The organism is Pseudomonas sp. H2_D02 (genome assembly GCF_054677635.1).
The window spans coordinates 6,185,731-6,202,304 of record NZ_CP162816.1 but is presented as its reverse complement, the minus strand read 5'-3'; the positions used below and the strand labels follow the sequence as shown (position 1 = coordinate 6,202,304).

Here is a 16,574-nt window from a genome sequence, read left to right as displayed (position 1 = left end):
CGGCTTCAGTGCGGCCGTTGTCTTGTTAGTGACGGAAGTGGCGCATGCCGGTGAAGACCATCGCGATGCCAGCCTCGTCAGCAGCCGCAATCACTTCATTGTCACGCATCGAACCACCTGGCTGGATCACTGCGGTGATGCCAACCTTGGCCGCATTGTCGATGCCATCACGGAACGGGAAGAACGCATCCGAAGCCATGACCGCACCCTGTACCTGCAAGCCGGCATGTTCAGCCTTGATCGCGGCGATGCGGGCCGAGTTCACGCGGCTCATCTGGCCGGCGCCGACGCCGATGGTCTGGCGGTTCTTGGCGTAGACGATGGCGTTGGACTTGACGTACTTGGCGACTTTCCAGGCGAAGATCAGGTCGTTGATTTCCTGCTCGCTCGGAGCGCGCTGGGTCACGACCTTGAGGTCTGCGCTGCCAATCATGCCGATGTCGCGGCTCTGGACCAGCAGGCCGCCGTTGACGCGCTTGTAGTCCCACGCCGGTGCACGATCAGCCGACCATTGGCCGCAGGCCAGCAGGCGCACGTTGGCCTTGGCGGCGACGATGGCGCGGGCTTCTTCGCTGACGGAAGGGGCGATGATCACTTCGACGAACTGGCGCTCGACGATGGCCTTGGCGGTCTCGGCGTCCAGCTCACGGTTGAAGGCGATGATGCCGCCGAAGGCCGACTCGGTGTCGGTGGCGTAGGCCAGTTCGTAGGCCTGGCGGATACCGCCCTCGGCGTCCGGGCTCACGGCCACGCCGCACGGGTTGGCGTGCTTGACGATCACGCAGGCCGGCTTGACGAAGCTCTTCACGCATTCCAGCGCGGCATCGGTGTCGGCCACGTTGTTGAACGACAGTTCCTTGCCTTGCAATTGCGTGGCGGTGGCGATGCCGACTTCGGCAGGCTTGGCTTCCACGTAGAACGCCGCGCTCTGGTGCGGGTTCTCGCCGTAGCGCATTTCCTGGGCCTTGACGAATTGGGTGTTGAAGGTACGCGGGAATTCGCTGCGGCCTTCGGTGCTCAGGGTGTCGGCCGCCTGGTTCACGGTGCCCATGTAGTTGGCGATCATGCCGTCGTAGGCGGCGGTGTGTTCGAAGGCCTTGAGCATCAGGTCGAAACGCTGGGCGTAGGTCAGGCCACCGGCCTTGAGGTTTTCCAGGACGCTGGCGTAGTCGCTGGCGTTGACCACGATCGCCACGTCTTTATGGTTCTTGGCGGCCGAGCGGACCATGGTTGGACCGCCGATGTCGATGTTCTCGATGGCGGTCGGCAGGTCGCAGCCAGGCTTGTTGATGGTGGCTTCGAACGGGTAGAGGTTGACCGCCACCAGGTCGATCGGCTTGATGCCATGCTCGTTCATGATGGCGTCGTCGATGCCGCGACGGCCGAGGATGCCGCCGTGGATTTTCGGGTGCAGGGTCTTGACGCGACCGTCCATCATTTCCGCAAAACCGGTGTAGTCCGCGACTTCCACTGCGGCAACGCCGTTGTCCTGCAGCAACTTGAAGGTCCCGCCGGTAGAGAGGATCTCGACGCCCAGCTGTTGCAGCTCGCGGGCGAATTCAAGGATCCCGGTCTTGTCGGAGACGCTGATCAAGGCGCGGCGGATCGGCAGGCGGGTGGTCTGGTCGGTCATTTCAAGTTCCATCAAAAGCAAGGGAAGTCAGCAAAAAAGGCGACCGTTTTTTACGCGGGCGCCTTTCTGGTTTGATTGAATGCTTACAGCAGATCGTACTGCTTGAGTTTCTTGCGCAGGGTGCCGCGGTTCAGGCCCAGCAGCTCACTGGCCTTGGTCTGGTTGCCCTTGACGTAGTTCATCACGCTTTCGAGCAGAGGCGCCTCGACTTCGGAAAGCACCAGGTTGTACACATCCGTGACGGCAGCGCCCTCAAGGTGGGCGAAATAATTGTGCAGCGCTTTCTCGACACTCCCGCGAAGGGTCTGGCCTTCTTCGCTGGGCGTGTTGAGGTGCTGTTTCAAATTCACGTTGTCGCTCACGGGTGTTATTCCACTCACTAAAGTCTCGGTCATCATCGTCATGCGGCCACCCCTTCGTCCCCTGTCAGGCTCTTGTAACGTTCGGCGAAGAACGCCTGAACGTCGGCGCATTGTGCTTGCGTACCATCCAAACGATTGAAACGGGCGCGAAACTCCCTGGCGCCCGGCAGGGTTGCGAGATACCAGCCCACATGCTTGCGAGCGATGCGTACGCCCATGACTTCTCCATAGAAGGCATGCAGCGCGGCCAGATGCTCTAGCAGAATACGTTCCACCTCGGACAACAACGGCGCGGCGAGCTTTTCGCCGGTGCGCAGATAGTGTTCGATTTCACGAAAAATCCATGGCCGCCCCTGGGCGGCCCGGCCGATCAACAGGCCATCGGCACCGGTCGCGTCCAGCACGAACCGGGCCTTCTCGGGCGAGTCGACATCGCCATTGGCAAAGACCGGGATCGACACCGCCTGCTTGATCGCGGCAATGGTGTCGTACTCGGCCTCGCCGGTGTACAGGTCGGCACGGGTGCGGCCATGGACCGCCAGCGCCGTGATGCCTGCCTGTTCGGCGATCTTCGCCACCGTCAGGCCGTTCTTGTTCTCCCGGTCCCACCCGGTGCGGATCTTCAGGGTCACCGGCACATCAACTGCGGCGACAACCGCCTGCAGGATCTCGGTGACCAGCGCTTCGTCCTTCAACAGTGCCGAGCCTGCGGCCTTGTTACAGACCTTTTTCGCCGGGCAGCCCATGTTGATGTCGATAATCTGCGCCCCCAGCTCTACGTTGGCCCGGGCCGCTTCCGCGAGCATCTGCGCATCACCCCCGGCGATCTGTACCGAGCGCGGCTCGGGATCACCTTCGTGAATCATGCGCAGGCGCGACTTGCGGGTGTTCCACAAACTCATGTCGCTGGTCACCATTTCCGACACCACGAGACCGGCACCCAATCGTTTGCATAACTGACGAAAGGGCTGGTCGGTGACGCCCGCCATGGGGGCGAGGACCAGACCGTTCTGCAATGTATAAGGGCCGATGCGTACCGCCGACATAGGACTTCCCTGAAGTGGGGCCGGATCATGAGACTTCGAAAAAGGGTTGGCATGATACCCGCTCTCGATGACTGGATAAAGGTCGAATTGGATAAAATCTGAACAGCTATTTTGTTATCGCCAGCGGTTTGGTCCGGGCGGGGTGAGTCAGAAAGCTGCCGTCAACGGACCGACCCTGGCGCGTCTCATTCAGGCGAATGGAAGCTCAGGCTGTAGTTCACCGCTTTCGGGCCAGGGTCCAGGATGTCCAGCGCGATATGGATCGGCGTCTGCGGTGGCATTTCCCCCAGGCCTTCAAGGTCGCCGCCCAGGTATTCGCCGGGCTTGAAGCGCCGGCTGGCGATCAGGTGGCCGTTGAGGTCGGCGAAGCGCAGTTCCAGCAGCGGGAAGGGCTGGGAGAAGGGTGCGCGGTTGTAGATGATCGCATCGACAATCAGCGCGCCGCTGAATTCCGGATGGCTGCGCACCACCAAGTTGCTGCTCTTGATCTTGGCGATGTCGACCTTGGACGGAACGTCGCAGCCAATGGCCGGACAGATTTGCAGGAACCATGGACGATACTGGTCCTGGCGGGCCAGTTCCTCGAAGTGGTAGGCAATGTACTGACCGGCCAGGGCTGCGGCCCCCAGCAGTATCAATAGGCTCCAGAGCAGGCGTCGCCCCCAGGGCGAACGGCGCTTGCGCCAATCCAGTTGTAGCGGGTCATCGTCCAGGTCCTGAAGGGCTTCGGCGCGTATGCCGGGCTCCTGGCGCTCGCGTTTCCTGGATGACGCTGCCAGTGGCTCCGGTTCGTCGTCCAGGTCGTCAGTGGCTGAAAGGCGTTCGAGATGTTCGTGAGGCTCGTCATCCGGCGCGAGGCTTAGCACGGCGACAGGCGTATCGTCCGGCTCCAGCGGTTCAAGGGCAAGCGACAAGGATGGCTCGGTGCGCGGCGGCCGCGCGGGTTCGTGGGGCTCGAACGGCTCGACAGGCGGCTGGATCGCGGTTTCTGCGCGTTCGATGGGGGATTCGCTGTACAGGCCGTCGACCCATGGCTCCTGCTCGTTCGAGGGATGCTCGCGCTGGGCACTCAGGTTGTCTTCCCGGCGTCGTCCGAAAGAGTCCGGAGCACGCTTGTCACGCCTTTCCAGGCGAGCCAGTTCCTTGTCCAGGTCATCGAGGTCCAGCTCGGCGGCGGTCCATTGTTTCTGGCTGATGGCGCGGGGCGGTGCGTCCACGGCAGGCTTGGGGGTGGAGCCAGGGGGGGCGCGCCGTTATTGCCCGTGCGTTGCTCCAGCAGTTGCCGCGCGGCATTGAACACTTGCAGGCACGAGCCACAGCGAACCACCCCGCGGGCCACGCTCAATTGAGCATGGCTGACGCGAAAACTGGTGTGGCAATGCGGGCACTGGGTGACGAAGCTGTCGGTCATGCGGCAATCCGGTTGATACAGGCGGCCATTCTAGCGCCGACGTCCGGTGATGCGCACCCAGCCATCACGATTGGCGATCGGGTCCAGGTCAAAGTCCGCAGCATAAGCGGCGGCGACTTCTTCGCCCTGTTCGGCGAGGATGCCCGACAACGCCAAGCGTCCGCCGGGCTTGACCAGGCCCGACAATTGCGGCGCCAGCGACACCAGCGGGCCAGCAAGAATGTTGGCCACCAGTACGTCGGCCTGCACGTTCGGCAGATCCTGCGGCAGGTACAGCGGGAACAGATCTTCGGCAATGTTGTTGCGCCCGGCGTTGTCGCGGGATGCTTCCAAGGCCTGGACATCGATGTCGGTGCCGACCGCTTCCTTGGCGCCCAGCAGCAGTGCGGCGATGGCCAGGATTCCCGAGCCGCAGCCGAAGTCCAGCACATTGCAGCCCTTGAGGTCCTGGCCGTCGAGCCATTCCAGGCACAGCGCGGTGGTGGGGTGGGTGCCGGTGCCGAACGCCAGGCCCGGGTCCAGCAGCAGGTTCACCGCGTCAGGCTCCGGCGCGGCATGCCAGCTCGGCACGATCCACAGGCGCTGGCCGAAACGCATCGGCTGGAAGTTATCCATCCAACTGCGTTCCCAATCCTGGTCTTCGATCACTTCGCTGTGATGCTCGGGCAACGGGCTGCCGGTCAGCAGCGCCAGGTGGGCGAGCACGCTGGCCGCCTCGGTGCCGCCTTCGAACAACGCCAGCAAGTGGGTGTGGGACCACAGTGGGGTGGTATTGAGCTCAGGCTCGAAGATCGGCTGGTCTTCGGCGTCCATGAAAGTCACCGACACGGCACCGACTTCAAGGAACGCATCTTCGTAGGTTTCGGCTTGTTCCGGGCTGATGGCCAGGCGTACTTGCAGCCAAGGCATGGCGGGCACCTTTGAAAAAATCGACAGGGGGCAGCGCGCAGCTGCAAAGGCGCGCAGTGTACGCCAGGTCGTCATCAAAGTGGATAAGCGAGTCGTGTGCTGTCCGAAGGGGTGGATGCGTATCGTGAAGCACACAAAAAAAGACCCCGGGCCAAAACGGACCAGGGTCTTTTTACATCCGCTGAAACATCAGTGCTGGTTACCCAGCTTGTGTTCCAGGTAATGGATGTTGACGCCACCTTTGCAGAAGCCTTCGTCGCGGACGAGGTCGCGGTGCAGCGGGATGTTGGTCTTGATCCCGTCTACCACGATTTCGTCCAGCGCATTGCGCATGCGCGCCATGGCTTCGTCACGGGTCGCCCCGTAGGTGATCAGCTTGCCGATCAACGAGTCGTAGTTCGGCGGAACCGCATAACCGCTGTACAGGTGCGAATCGACGCGAACGCCGTTGCCGCCTGGGGCATGGAAATGCTTGACCGTGCCTGGGCTTGGCATGAAGGTCTTCGGGTCTTCGGCGTTGATCCGGCACTCCAGCGAGTGACCGCGGATGACCACGTCATCCTGGGTGAACGACAGCTTGTTGCCGGCGGCGATGCTGAGCATCTCCTTGACGATGTCGATACCGGTGACCATTTCCGAAACCGGGTGCTCCACCTGAACACGGGTGTTCATTTCGATGAAATAGAAACGGCCGTTTTCGTAGAGGAACTCGAAGGTGCCGGCGCCACGGTAGCCGATGTCGATACAGGCCTTGACGCAGCGAGCCAGGACTTCCTGGCGAGCCTGCTCGTCGATGCCCGGTGCCGGTGCTTCTTCGAGGACCTTCTGGTGACGACGTTGCAGCGAGCAATCGCGGTCGCCCAGGTGGATGGCATGGCCTTGACCGTCGGACAGTACCTGGACTTCGACGTGACGTGGGTTGGTCAGGAATTTTTCCAGATAAACCATCGGGTTGCCGAACGCCGCGCCTGCTTCGGAGCGGGTCAGTTTGGCCGAGGAAATCAGGTCTTCTTCCTTGTGCACCACACGCATGCCGCGACCACCACCGCCGCCAGCGGCCTTGATGATCACCGGATAACCGACTTCGCGACCAATGCGCAAAGCAGTTTCTTCGTCTTCAGGCAGCGGACCGTCGGAACCCGGAACGGTCGGTACGCCGGCAGCGATCATGGCGTGCTTGGCCGAAACCTTGTCGCCCATCAGGCGGATGGTGTCGGCTTTCGGGCCGATGAAGGCGAAACCGGAGTTTTCGACCTGTTCGGCGAAGTCGGCGTTTTCCGCCAGGAAACCGTAGCCAGGGTGAATGGCGGTGGCACCGGTCACTTCGGCGGCGGCGATGATCGCCGGGATGTGCAGGTAGGAATGCGCAGCCGACGCCGGACCGATGCAGACGGATTCGTCCGCCAGGCCCAGGTGCATCAGTTCTTTGTCGGCCTTGGAGTAAACGGCGACGGTCTTGATGCCCATCTCTTTGCAGGCACGCAGAATCCGCAGGGCGATCTCACCGCGGTTAGCGATCAGAACTTTTTCCAACTTCGCAGTCATCAAAGGCTCTCCGCGGTTCAAACGATGGTGAACAGCGGTTGGTCGTACTCAACCGGCTGGCCGTCTTCAACGAGGATGGATTCGATCACACCGCTGGTTTCAGCTTCGATGTGGTTCATCATCTTCATGGCTTCGACGATGCACAAGGTGTCGCCTTTCTTCACGGTCTGGCCGACTTCAACGAACGACGGCGAGGATGGCGAAGACTTGCGATAGAACGTACCCACCATTGGCGAACGAGCGACGGTGCCGTTCAGCGCTGGCGCCGCAGGTGCGGCTGGTGCGGCAGCGGCTACTGGCGCGACGGCCGGAGCCGGTGCGGCAGCCGGGGCTTGCATCGGGGCCGGTGCATAGAACTGCTGGGCCGGGGTCTTGCTGTGGCGGCTGATGCGTACGGACTCTTCGCCTTCCTTGATCTCGAGCTCGTCGATGCCGGACTCTTCCAGCAATTCGATCAATTTCTTAACTTTACGGATATCCATGAATCATCAACTCCCAAGGGTCGGTCAGGGGCGTTTAACGCTTGTTGTTCAAGCTGTTGCCTGTTTTTCAAGCTGCTCTAGAGCGGCCTCCAGGGCCAGTCGGTAACCGCTGGCGCCAAGGCCGCAGATCACTCCCACCGCTACATCCGAGAAGTAAGAGTGATGGCGGAAAGGTTCGCGTTTGTGCACGTTGGACAAATGCACTTCGATGAATGGGATGCTCACCGCCAGCAGCGCGTCACGTAATGCGACACTTGTATGTGTAAAAGCTGCTGGATTGATCAAAATGAAATCCACGCCTTCGCCACGCGCGGCATGGATGCGGTCGATCAGCTCATATTCGGCGTTGCTTTGCAGATAGAGCAAATGGTGGCCGGCATTGCGGGCCCGCTGCTCCAGGTCCTGGTTGATCTGGGCCAGTGTCACCGCGCCGTAGACGCCCGGTTCGCGGGTGCCCAGCAGGTTCAGGTTGGGTCCGTGCAGGACCAAGAGGGTCGCCATCTGCTGTTCCTTGTTATCCGTGAGCAGGTGTCAGAACCCGGAGACTATGCCGCAAAGCCTTAATGACTGTCCAGTTCTCGGCAATAGCCAGCACGTTGACCGATGTTTGCGCGAAATTTATGACCGAGGTTTCTGATCTGGTCATACGGTTGGAAGCCGAACCCTGTAGGAGCGGGCTTGCTCGCGAAGACGGCTGCACAGTTAAAATCGTGGCTAACTGACCCACCGCTTTCGCGAGCAGGCTCGCTCCCACAATGGATGTGTGGTGTTTGTTGAAGTCACACCCGAAACGCCTGCACCGCGGTATGCAGCCGTCCGCCGAGCACCAGCAAGTTGTCGCCCTGTTCTCGCCCTTGGCCGATGCGCTGCAGATTGTCTCCACCCAATTGATGTATCCGCTCGCTGTGGTCGCGTATCTCGCTGACGGCGTCGCTTTGCTGGGCGGTGACATCGGCGATGCGCACGGCCGTATCGGCAATGGTCTGGATGGCCCCGACGATGGTGTCCAGCGCGCCGTCGGCCGCTTGTGCCTGGTTAGCGGTGGCTTCGGCGTGTTCGACCTGGGCACGCATGCCGTCCACCGACTGGCGCGCGGCCAGTTGCAAGCGGGCGATCAGCGCCTGGATTTCCGAGGTGGCGCCAGCCGTGCGCTGGGCCAGGGAGCGGACTTCCTCGGCCACCACCGCAAAGCCGCGGCCCATCTCCCCGGCGCGGGCGGCTTCGATGGCGGCGTTGAGGGCCAAGAGGTTGGTCTGGTCGGCAATCGAGCGAATGACCGTCAGCACGCCGCCAATGGTCGCCGATTCCTCGGCCAGTTGTTCGATCATCTGCGCGTTGCCTTGCACCTCGCCCACCAGCGCATGGAGGCCGGCGAGGCTCTGGCCGATGACTTTCTGCCCGTGCTCCACCGCATTCCCGGCGCTGCGACTGGCATCGGCGGCCTGGCTGGCATCGCCGGCCACCTGTTGGATGGTCGCCTCGAGTTCGCTGAGGGAATCACGAATCATCGCGGTATCGCCCGCCTGGTGTTCGGCGCCGCTGTGCAGCTCGCCGCTCAGTTCGGCCAAGGCCCGGCTGCTGCCGGCCACTTGCTCGGCGTTCTGGCGGATGGCGCCCACCAGGTCCACCAGATAAGCCCGCAGGCGGTTGAGAGAGGCTTCGATATCCTTCAGTTCACGGTTGCTGGCGCCCACGTGGATATCGCCGCTGAAATCTCCTTCTGCCCAGGTCGACAAGGCTGGAGCAAGGCGGGTCAACGTCCGGGCCAGGCGCCGCTGCAGGGTATCGATCAGCAGTGCGATCAGCAGGATCAGGCCGATCATCACGCCCTGGATCATGCGTACCTCGCCCTGGATTCGTCCGTGCTGGGCGCGCACCGCGGGCTCCATGGCATCGATCGCTTGTTGTACATTGGTGGTTTTCAGGTGCGAAGCATCGCTCAGTTCGGTGCGTTTCTGAATCAATTCGCGGGTGCGGGCCAGTTCCGCCGGGTAACGTCCGAGCAGGCTGTTGAGCTCACGCTTGAGCGCGATACCGGCGTCTTCGGTAGCGGCCTTTTCCTGGGACTCCAAACCCATCATGGCGGCGAAATCATCACTGCCCGATTCGCTGCTGGCGGTGACGCCGAGCAATGGCAGGCTATCGAGCTGTTGGGCCTGGGCGCGGATACTGACAAGTTCCCTTTCGACGTCGGCGGCCAATTCGCTACGGCCACTGCTGACGAGTTTGTCTCGGGCGAGGGACAAACGGCCCAGATGCTGCGACGCGGCGAACAGCGGCGGCAGATAAGCGGGCGCGCCGTTGGCGTACTGGGCCAACTGATCGAGGCTGGCGCTCAGTTCCCGTTCGGCCTGCAACAACAGGGCCTGGGGATCGCCGGCCAGTTTGCCGGCGGCCAGCAGGTCGGTCTTGCTGAAGCTGTCGAGGTTCGCCAGGCTCGGGCGCAGGGTCTTGGCCAGGTCCGGCGGGAACTGGTCCAGTTCTTTTTGCAGGTTTTCCAACGCCTGGGTGGCCGCGCTGAGGCGCAGGGCGTCGCCGCTGGCCAGGTAATCCTCGATGTTGCGTGCCACTTCGCCCTGGAACTGCCGCGACAGGCCCAGGTAGCGTTCCATTAGTAGATACGGACGTTCCAAGGCGATCTGCGACCACCAAAGGGTGGCGCCAAGGCCAAGGCACACGGCAACTAAAAGAAGGGTGTTGAGATTGGTCAGCAGCTTCAGGCGCATCAAGGGTCTACCGGGGGCAGAATCGTAAGTGCCTGAAGTTATTGCGTTTGCGTTACACGTTTATGACCGAATCAGTGGATTCCGATGAAAAAGTGGCACTTTGCTTTGATTGCCTGGCGCTCTGTACGCGGTTGCGCCCAGCATGCTTGGCGCGGTACAGCGCTTCGTCCGCCTGGCTGGCCATCATCAGGCTGTCGGACTCCTCGCTCATCTCTACCACCCCGGCGCTGAAGGTGCACCACAGGTCTTGCGGTTGGGCCGGGTAATGGATTTCGGCAAAACGCTGGCGGATTTCGTCCAGCACCTTGCAGGCCGCATCGATGTCGGTATCGGGCATGACGATGGCGAATTCTTCGCCGCCATAGCGCCCGATGAAATCGGTCTTGCGCAGCCGCTGTTTGAGAAACAGCGCCAGGCTCTTGATCACCCGGTCGCCCATGGGGTGGCCGTGGCTGTCATTGACTCGCTTGAAATGATCGATGTCCAGCATCGCGAAGCTCAGCGGCTTGCCCTCGCGGCGGGCGCGGAAGCTGCAGTCTTCGAGCAATTGCAGGATGTGGGTGTGGTTGTAGAGGCCGGTGAGGCTGTCGCGGACCATCCGCGCCTTGAGATTGCGCGCCCGGGCTGCGCGGTTGCGCACTGTGGTGATCAGGTGTCGGGGCTTGATCGGTTTGGTCAGGAAGTCATCGCCGCCTTCGCTCATGGCGTCGAGCTGCTTGTCCAGATCGTCTTCGGCGGACAGGTAGATGATCGGCACGCTGACATAGCGGTCGTTGTGGCGAATCACCTTGGCCAGTTCCGTGCCGGTGCAGGCGGGCATGTACATGTCGAGAATGATCAGGTCGGGCTGGAAATCCGCCAGTTCGGCCATGGCCTGGATCGGCTCGATGAGTGTGCGGGTGACGATGCCTGCGCTGTTGAGCAGGCGCTCGGTGTGCAAGGCCTGGGCGCGGGAGTCATCGATGATCAGCACTTTATAAGGTTCGTACTGGGCGACGCAGGTCAGCACTTCGATCTTTTCCAACAGGCTCGAGGCTTCGAGCGTGCCGGTGAGAAATTCCTGGCCACCGGCGCGCACCGCTGCCAGGCGGGTGGGCGTGTCGGTTTCGAGCAGGCTGAAGAAAAGCAATGGAATGGCCTGGTCGAGTCCTTCCTGGGCTTGGGCCGCTAAGGTCAGGCCCGCGCCGGGCCCGCTGAAATCCACATCCATGACGATCGCCGCGGGCAGACGCTCGATCATCGAGGCCCGGAACGCCGCGACACTGTCCAGCGCCTGGGCACTGAGGCCGAAGAATTCCAGTTGCTTGGCCAGCCGTTCGGCGCGGTCGTGGTCTTGCAGCATCACGTAGATCGGCTTGCGCAGCGGCGGCAGGAAGGTCTGCTCGAGCTGGTCGCCGTGGCGCAGGCCGGTGCGGGACAGGCGTTGCATCAAGCGATTGATCTCGGTGATCAAATGGCTGCTGAGGCGCCCACGATTGGCGTCCACCGCCTGCAGCGACTGGCTGATGCCTTGGGCGAGCTGGCAATGCTCGGGCTGTTCGAAACGCTCGGCAAAGCGCAGCAGGCGCAAATTGGCTTCGCTGAGCTCGGACAGGTCGTTACTTGACCACTCGCTGCGTTGCAGGCGCTGCCATATCTCGAGGATCTGGCGAGCCTGGTGAATTACCCGCTGGGCAAAGTGGTGCTTGAGGCGCTCACGGCTGGGGTCTTCTGACTCGGTCATATCCTGACTACTAGTTAGGGGGCATGCTGAGATCGACTGGTGGCTCTATGCTAGCACCTCTTTTCCCTTACATGAGTGTCGTACGTCAATAAACTGCCAAGAGATGCCATTCAGTTTCTGACCGAGCGGTTTTCAATCGGCTGGCCACTGTCCGTCAATGCCCTCAAATCAATAGGTGTAGCGGTTTTTTGGATCCGATTTGCATGCCGGCTCCGCTGTGTAAAAAGAACCGACCTGCCCGCACGCAGGCGTATGTGGAGATGGCCGTCCTGAATTTTCGTTCGGCAGAGTTAAGGGAAACCCTTAGGAGTCACTTGGCTTCCTGGTGGTAATTCTCCGATAAGCCCAACGACGGATGCCGGCCAAGGCACGTTGATGTAAGGTTGTGGTCGAACCGTGAACTCAAGTGATTGAAGGGACATCGCCATGCTGGACTGGAAAAACCGCGCGGGCAGCGCGCCTGAACGCGCCGCCGAGCCGAAATCGGACACCCGCAGCTACCTGGGCGGGCTGTTTTTCAGCCGGGCACTGGCCACGCTCATCGGTCTCTATTTGCTGGTGACCATTGCGGTGGGTTGGTATTGGAGCCAGGAGCCTGCGCTGTTTCCGGTGCAACAGAATGCCCAGGCAGCGGCCGAGAAGGATGGCAAACAAATGGTGGTCGGCTACACCACCGTCGAAACCCTCAAGACCGTGGCCGGAACTTTGCTGACCAAGCAGGGCGGCTACATCTCCAACGACCGTTTCCCCCCAGGCCTGTGGATGGACAACATGCCGAGTTGGGAATACGGCGTCCTGGTCCAGGTTCGCGACTTGAGTCGCGCCCTGCGCAAGGATTTCGCCCGTTCCCAATCGCAGTCCGCAGAGGACGCCGACCTTGCCAAGGCCGAGCCGCGCTTCAACTTCGACAACCGCAGTTGGGTGCTGCCCTCCAGTGAGTCGGAATACCAGGAAGGCATCAATTCCCTGAGCCGTTATCAGGCGCGTCTCTCCGATCCGGCCCAAAAGAGCGCCTTGTTCTATGCCCGCGCCGACAACCTGAACAACTGGCTGGGCGATGTCGGCACTCGCCTGGGTTCGCTGTCCCAGCGGTTGTCTGCCAGCGTGGGCCGGGTGAAGCTCAACACTTCGCTGAAAACCGAGGTCCCGGCTCCAGGCCAGGTACCGCAAGTGGATGAAGAAGTGGTCGAGACGCCATGGCTGCAAATCGATAACGTGTTCTATGAAGCACGTGGCCAGGCTTGGGCGCTGTCCCATTTGCTGCGCGCCATTGAAGTGGATTTCGCCGATGTATTGGCGAAGAAAAACGCCACGGTCAGTGTGCGGCAGATCATTCGCGAGCTCGAGGCTTCCCAGGAACCGGTGTGGAGCCCGATGATCCTCAACGGCAGCGGTTTCGGTGTGTTGGCAAACCATTCGCTGGTCATGGCCAACTACATCTCCCGTGCCAACGCAGCGGTAATCGACCTTCGGCAATTGCTGAACCAGGGCTGACCGATGGACGAAAGCACCCGGGAGGTCGCTCACCGAGCGGCCTCGGATGCCGAGCTGATCGCTTGGGTCGATGAGCATGACAACCTGCTCGGCAGCCTGGTGCGTTCGGACTTGCGCGAGCGCGGCCTGATCGGACGCGGCACCTACATCATGCTGTTCAATTCGGCCGGTGAGTTGTGCGTTCATCGCAGGACATTGAGCAAAGCCATCTATCCCGGCTATTGGGACGTCGCGGCCGGTGGCATGGTGCAGGCGCACGAGACCTACGCCGAATCGGCGGCCCGTGAGCTCGAAGAAGAATTGGGTGTGAGCGGTGTGGAACTGGTTGCCCATGACCACTTCTATTTCGAAGACACTGGCAGTCGCTTGTGGTGCTCGGCGTTTTCTGCCGTGTGGGACGGTCCGTTGATCCTGCAGCCGGAAGAGGTGCTGGAGGCGCGGTTTTTGCCCGTCGAACAGGTGCTGGAGGAAATCCGCCACAAGCCTTATTGCCCGGACTCCCTGGCGGCGCTCGGACGCTATCTGCGAGCCCAGGAGGGCGGTGTCGCAAAGAAGCTGTAAATTGGCGCCGATTGGCCCTTAGCAAGTCGCGTTTTTGCCGTTACACTGCGCGACTTTTCAAGCTTGGCCGACAGCGTTCGGCCCAGTTGCGCTGCCCCTGCCTGAGTGGGGCTTCGCGGTCGAGGCACTTTCGCCCCTCGACCAGTCTTTGTCCTCCCAAGAGGATTGCCGGTGGCCAAAAAAGCCGCATCCTTCGCCGCCCTGGGCGGCCTGGTATTTTCTACCGACGCCGGTCGTCATTGCCCCGATTGCCGCCAGCCGGTGGATGCCTGCATCTGCAAACAGACCGCCATTCCCGCCGGCGACGGTATCGCGCGCGTGCGCCGCGAAAGCAAAGGTCGCGGTGGCAAGACAGTGACTACCATTACGGGTGTGCCGCTGGCCGAAGACGCACTCAAGGATCTGGCGACGACGTTGAAGAAACGTTGCGGCACGGGTGGCGCGTTGAAGGACGGCGTCATCGAGATCCAGGGCGATCACGTCGAGCTGCTGTTGGCGGAACTCACCAAACACGGCTTCAAGGCAAAGAAATCCGGCGGCTAGCAGCCTCTGTGAAAACCACCCCGGCTTGATCCGAACCCCCGGTTCGCCAGTCGCCCGCATGGTTTTCACAGAGCCTGTTCGGAACGGGTTTTAAACTCAGCGCTGCGGGCAGGGTCTACCTTGCTTGCAGGCAAATCGTCATTTCCATTCTCTAGACTGCGCCAGCCTCCGATCGGATGGTGCTTTTTGACTTCTTTATAGGGGACTTCGATGTCCGTACGACGCACACGCAAAGACGATGGCAGCCAATGGACAGTTGCGGACAGCCGCAGTGTTTACGGGATTCGCCATTGGGGGGCCGGATATTTCGCGATCAACGACGCCGGTCGCGTCGAAGTCCGTCCGAATGGCCCCGACAGCTCGCCCATCGATTTGTACGAGCAAGTCGACCAGTTGCGCCAGAGCGGCCTCTCGCTGCCGTTGCTGGTGCGCTTCCCCGACATCCTGCAGGACCGGGTGCGTCAGCTCACCGGCGCGTTCAACAGCAACATCGCGCGCCTGGAATACCAGAGCCAGTACACCGCGCTCTATCCGATCAAGGTGAACCAGCAGGAAGCGGTGATCGAGAACATCATCGCGACCCAGAACGTCTCCATCGGCCTTGAGGCTGGCTCCAAGCCCGAGCTACTGGCGGTGCTGGCCCTGGCGCCGAAGGGCGGGACCATCGTCTGCAACGGCTACAAGGACCGTGAGTTCATCCGCCTCGCGCTGATGGGCCAGAAGCTCGGCCACAATGTCTTCATCGTGATTGAAAAAGAATCCGAAGTGGGCCTGGTGATCGAAGAAGCTGCCTCGCTCAAGGTCAAGCCACAGGTGGGCCTGCGGGTGCGCCTGTCGTCCCTGGCGTCGAGCAAGTGGGCTGATACCGGTGGCGAAAAATCCAAGTTCGGCTTGTCGGCCGCGCAGTTGCTTTCGGTGGTTGAGCGCTTCCGCGACGCCGGCCTGGACCAGGGTATTCGCCTGCTGCATTTCCACATGGGTTCGCAGATCGCCAACCTGGCGGACTACCAGCATGGCTTCAAGGAAGCGATCCGTTACTACGGCGAGCTGCGCAACCTTGGCCTGCCGGTGGATCACATCGACGTCGGCGGTGGCCTGGGCGTGGACTACGACGGTACGCACTCGCGCAACGCCAGCTCGATCAACTACGACATGGACGATTACGCCGGTGTCGTGGTGGGCATGCTCAAGGAGTTCTGCGATGCCCAGAGCCTGCCGCATCCGCACATCTTCTCCGAAAGTGGCCGCTCGCTGACCGCCCACCACGCCATGCTGGTGGTGCAGGTGACCGACGTCGAGAAACATCACGATGACGTGCCGGTGATCGAAAACAAGGAAAGCCTGCCGGAAACCGTGCAATGGCTGGTGGACCTGTTAGGGCCGACCGACATCGAGATGGTCACCGAGACCTACTGGCGCGCCACCCACTACATGAGCGATGTGGCTGCCCAGTACGCCGACGGCAAGCTGACCCTGGCAGAAAAAGCCCTGGCCGAGCAGTGCTACTTCGCTGTGTGCCGCCGCCTGCACAACTCGCTGAAGGCCCGTCAGCGCTCGCACCGCCAGGTGCTGGACGAGCTCAATGACAAGCTGGCCGACAAGTACATCTGCAACTTCTCGGTGTTCCAGAGCCTGCCGGATACTTGGGCCATCGGCCAGGTGTTGCCGATCCTGCCGCTGCATCGCCTTGACGAAGAGCCATTGCGCCGTGCCGTGCTGCAAGACCTGACCTGCGACTCCGACGGCAAGATCAAGCAGTACGTCGATGAACAGAGCATCGAGACCAGCTTGCCGGTCCACTCGCTCAATCCGGGTGAAGACTATCTGCTGGGTATTTTCCTGGTGGGTGCCTACCAGGAAATTCTCGGCGACATGCACAACCTGTTCGGCGACACCGACTCGGTGAACATCTACCAGAACGCCGACGGTAGCGTGTATCACGCCGGTATCGAAACCCACGACACCATCGAAGACATGCTGCGCTACGTGCACCTGTCGCCGGAGGAGCTGATGACGCATTACCGCGACAAGTGCGCCAGTGCCCGTATCACCGCCGCCGAGCGCACGCAATTCCTGGATGCGCTGCGCCTGGGGCTGACGCGTTCGTCCTATCTGTCTTCCTGACAGGGCCGCGCAGCG

At 61.6% G+C, this 16,574-nt stretch carries 13 protein-coding genes and 1 pseudogene; 4 read left to right on the top strand and 10 right to left on the bottom strand.

Annotation, left to right across the window (positions count from 1 at the left end):
* Positions 1–25: 25 nt before the first annotated feature.
* The 10 genes and pseudogenes from purH to AB4N42_RS28300 form a co-directional block, all read right to left on the bottom strand.
* The gene (purH, locus tag AB4N42_RS28345; protein ID WP_030138023.1) at positions 26–1,633 is read right to left on the bottom strand and encodes a bifunctional phosphoribosylaminoimidazolecarboxamide formyltransferase/IMP cyclohydrolase; all 1,608 of its coding nucleotides are present in this window, start codon (positions 1,631–1,633) and stop codon (positions 26–28) included.
* A gap of 83 nt (positions 1,634–1,716) precedes the next feature.
* Positions 1,717–2,037, bottom strand: a complete 321-nt coding sequence (gene fis, locus AB4N42_RS28340; protein ID WP_025211617.1) for a DNA-binding transcriptional regulator Fis — start codon at positions 2,035–2,037, stop codon at positions 1,717–1,719.
* On the bottom strand, positions 2,034–3,041 hold the full coding sequence (dusB, locus tag AB4N42_RS28335) for a tRNA dihydrouridine synthase DusB (RefSeq protein WP_030138024.1): 1,008 nt from the start codon (positions 3,039–3,041) through the stop codon (positions 2,034–2,036). Before dusB ends, fis begins: the two co-directional genes overlap by 4 nt.
* Positions 3,042–3,226: 185 nt before the next feature.
* Positions 3,227–4,452 (bottom strand): annotated as a pseudogene (locus AB4N42_RS28330) (DUF3426 domain-containing protein).
* Positions 4,453–4,482: 30 nt separating this feature from the next.
* Complete coding sequence (gene prmA / locus AB4N42_RS28325; RefSeq protein WP_217861160.1) at positions 4,483–5,361, bottom strand: 50S ribosomal protein L11 methyltransferase; 879 nt, start codon at positions 5,359–5,361, stop codon at positions 4,483–4,485.
* A gap of 189 nt (positions 5,362–5,550) precedes the next feature.
* Positions 5,551–6,906 (bottom strand): acetyl-CoA carboxylase biotin carboxylase subunit, encoded by a 1,356-nt coding sequence (gene accC, locus AB4N42_RS28320; protein WP_030138028.1) that lies wholly within the window; start codon positions 6,904–6,906, stop codon positions 5,551–5,553.
* A 17-nt stretch (positions 6,907–6,923) separates the two neighbouring features.
* Complete coding sequence (gene accB, locus AB4N42_RS28315) at positions 6,924–7,388, bottom strand: acetyl-CoA carboxylase biotin carboxyl carrier protein (RefSeq protein WP_198797868.1); 465 nt, start codon at positions 7,386–7,388, stop codon at positions 6,924–6,926.
* A gap of 48 nt (positions 7,389–7,436) precedes the next feature.
* Complete coding sequence (aroQ, locus tag AB4N42_RS28310) at positions 7,437–7,889, bottom strand: type II 3-dehydroquinate dehydratase (protein WP_018605716.1); 453 nt, start codon at positions 7,887–7,889, stop codon at positions 7,437–7,439.
* Positions 7,890–8,167: 278 nt separating this feature from the next.
* Positions 8,168–8,896, bottom strand: a complete 729-nt coding sequence (locus tag AB4N42_RS28305; protein WP_460116424.1) for a methyl-accepting chemotaxis protein — start codon at positions 8,894–8,896, stop codon at positions 8,168–8,170.
* A 1,270-nt stretch (positions 8,897–10,166) separates the two neighbouring features.
* Complete coding sequence (locus AB4N42_RS28300; protein WP_030138031.1) at positions 10,167–11,837, bottom strand: response regulator; 1,671 nt, start codon at positions 11,835–11,837, stop codon at positions 10,167–10,169.
* Positions 11,838–12,263: 426 nt separating this feature from the next.
* Here AB4N42_RS28300 and AB4N42_RS28295 point away from each other — a divergent pair, with 426 nt between their 5' ends.
* The 4 genes from AB4N42_RS28295 to speA all read left to right on the top strand — a co-directional run bounded on the left by AB4N42_RS28295 (position 12,264) and on the right by speA (position 16,559).
* Positions 12,264–13,331 (top strand): DUF2333 family protein, encoded by a 1,068-nt coding sequence (locus AB4N42_RS28295; protein ID WP_030138032.1) that lies wholly within the window; start codon positions 12,264–12,266, stop codon positions 13,329–13,331.
* Positions 13,332–13,334: 3 nt separating this feature from the next.
* Positions 13,335–13,892: an NUDIX hydrolase gene (locus AB4N42_RS28290; RefSeq protein WP_460115656.1), complete on the top strand. Its 558-nt coding sequence runs from the start codon at positions 13,335–13,337 to the stop codon at positions 13,890–13,892.
* A 171-nt stretch (positions 13,893–14,063) separates the two neighbouring features.
* Positions 14,064–14,435: a translation initiation factor Sui1 gene (locus AB4N42_RS28285; RefSeq protein ID WP_030138034.1), complete on the top strand. Its 372-nt coding sequence runs from the start codon at positions 14,064–14,066 to the stop codon at positions 14,433–14,435.
* Positions 14,436–14,645: 210 nt separating this feature from the next.
* Entirely contained in the window at positions 14,646–16,559 is a 1,914-nt protein-coding gene (speA, locus tag AB4N42_RS28280; protein ID WP_460115655.1) for an arginine decarboxylase, read from the top strand.
* Positions 16,560–16,574 lie beyond the last annotated feature (15 nt).

Coding starts and splice junctions, on each gene's coding strand:
- purH (WP_030138023.1), bottom strand. CDS start 1,633: ATGACCGACCAGACCACCCGCCTGCCGATCCGCCGCGCCTTGATCAGC.
- fis (WP_025211617.1), bottom strand. CDS start 2,037: ATGACGATGATGACCGAGACTTTAGTGAGTGGAATAACACCCGTGAGC.
- dusB (WP_030138024.1), bottom strand. CDS start 3,041: ATGTCGGCGGTACGCATCGGCCCTTATACATTGCAGAACGGTCTGGTC.
- prmA (WP_217861160.1), bottom strand. CDS start 5,361: ATGCCTTGGCTGCAAGTACGCCTGGCCATCAGCCCGGAACAAGCCGAA.
- accC (WP_030138028.1), bottom strand. CDS start 6,906: ATGACTGCGAAGTTGGAAAAAGTTCTGATCGCTAACCGCGGTGAGATC.
- accB (WP_198797868.1), bottom strand. CDS start 7,388: ATGGATATCCGTAAAGTTAAGAAATTGATCGAATTGCTGGAAGAGTCC.
- aroQ (WP_018605716.1), bottom strand. CDS start 7,889: ATGGCGACCCTCTTGGTCCTGCACGGACCCAACCTGAACCTGCTGGGC.
- AB4N42_RS28305 (WP_460116424.1), bottom strand. CDS start 8,896: ATGATTCGTGATTCCCTCAGCGAACTCGAGGCGACCATCCAACAGGTG.
- AB4N42_RS28300 (WP_030138031.1), bottom strand. CDS start 11,837: ATGACCGAGTCAGAAGACCCCAGCCGTGAGCGCCTCAAGCACCACTTT.
- AB4N42_RS28295 (WP_030138032.1), top strand. CDS start 12,264: ATGCTGGACTGGAAAAACCGCGCGGGCAGCGCGCCTGAACGCGCCGCC.
- AB4N42_RS28290 (WP_460115656.1), top strand. CDS start 13,335: ATGGACGAAAGCACCCGGGAGGTCGCTCACCGAGCGGCCTCGGATGCC.
- speA (WP_460115655.1), top strand. CDS start 14,646: ATGTCCGTACGACGCACACGCAAAGACGATGGCAGCCAATGGACAGTT.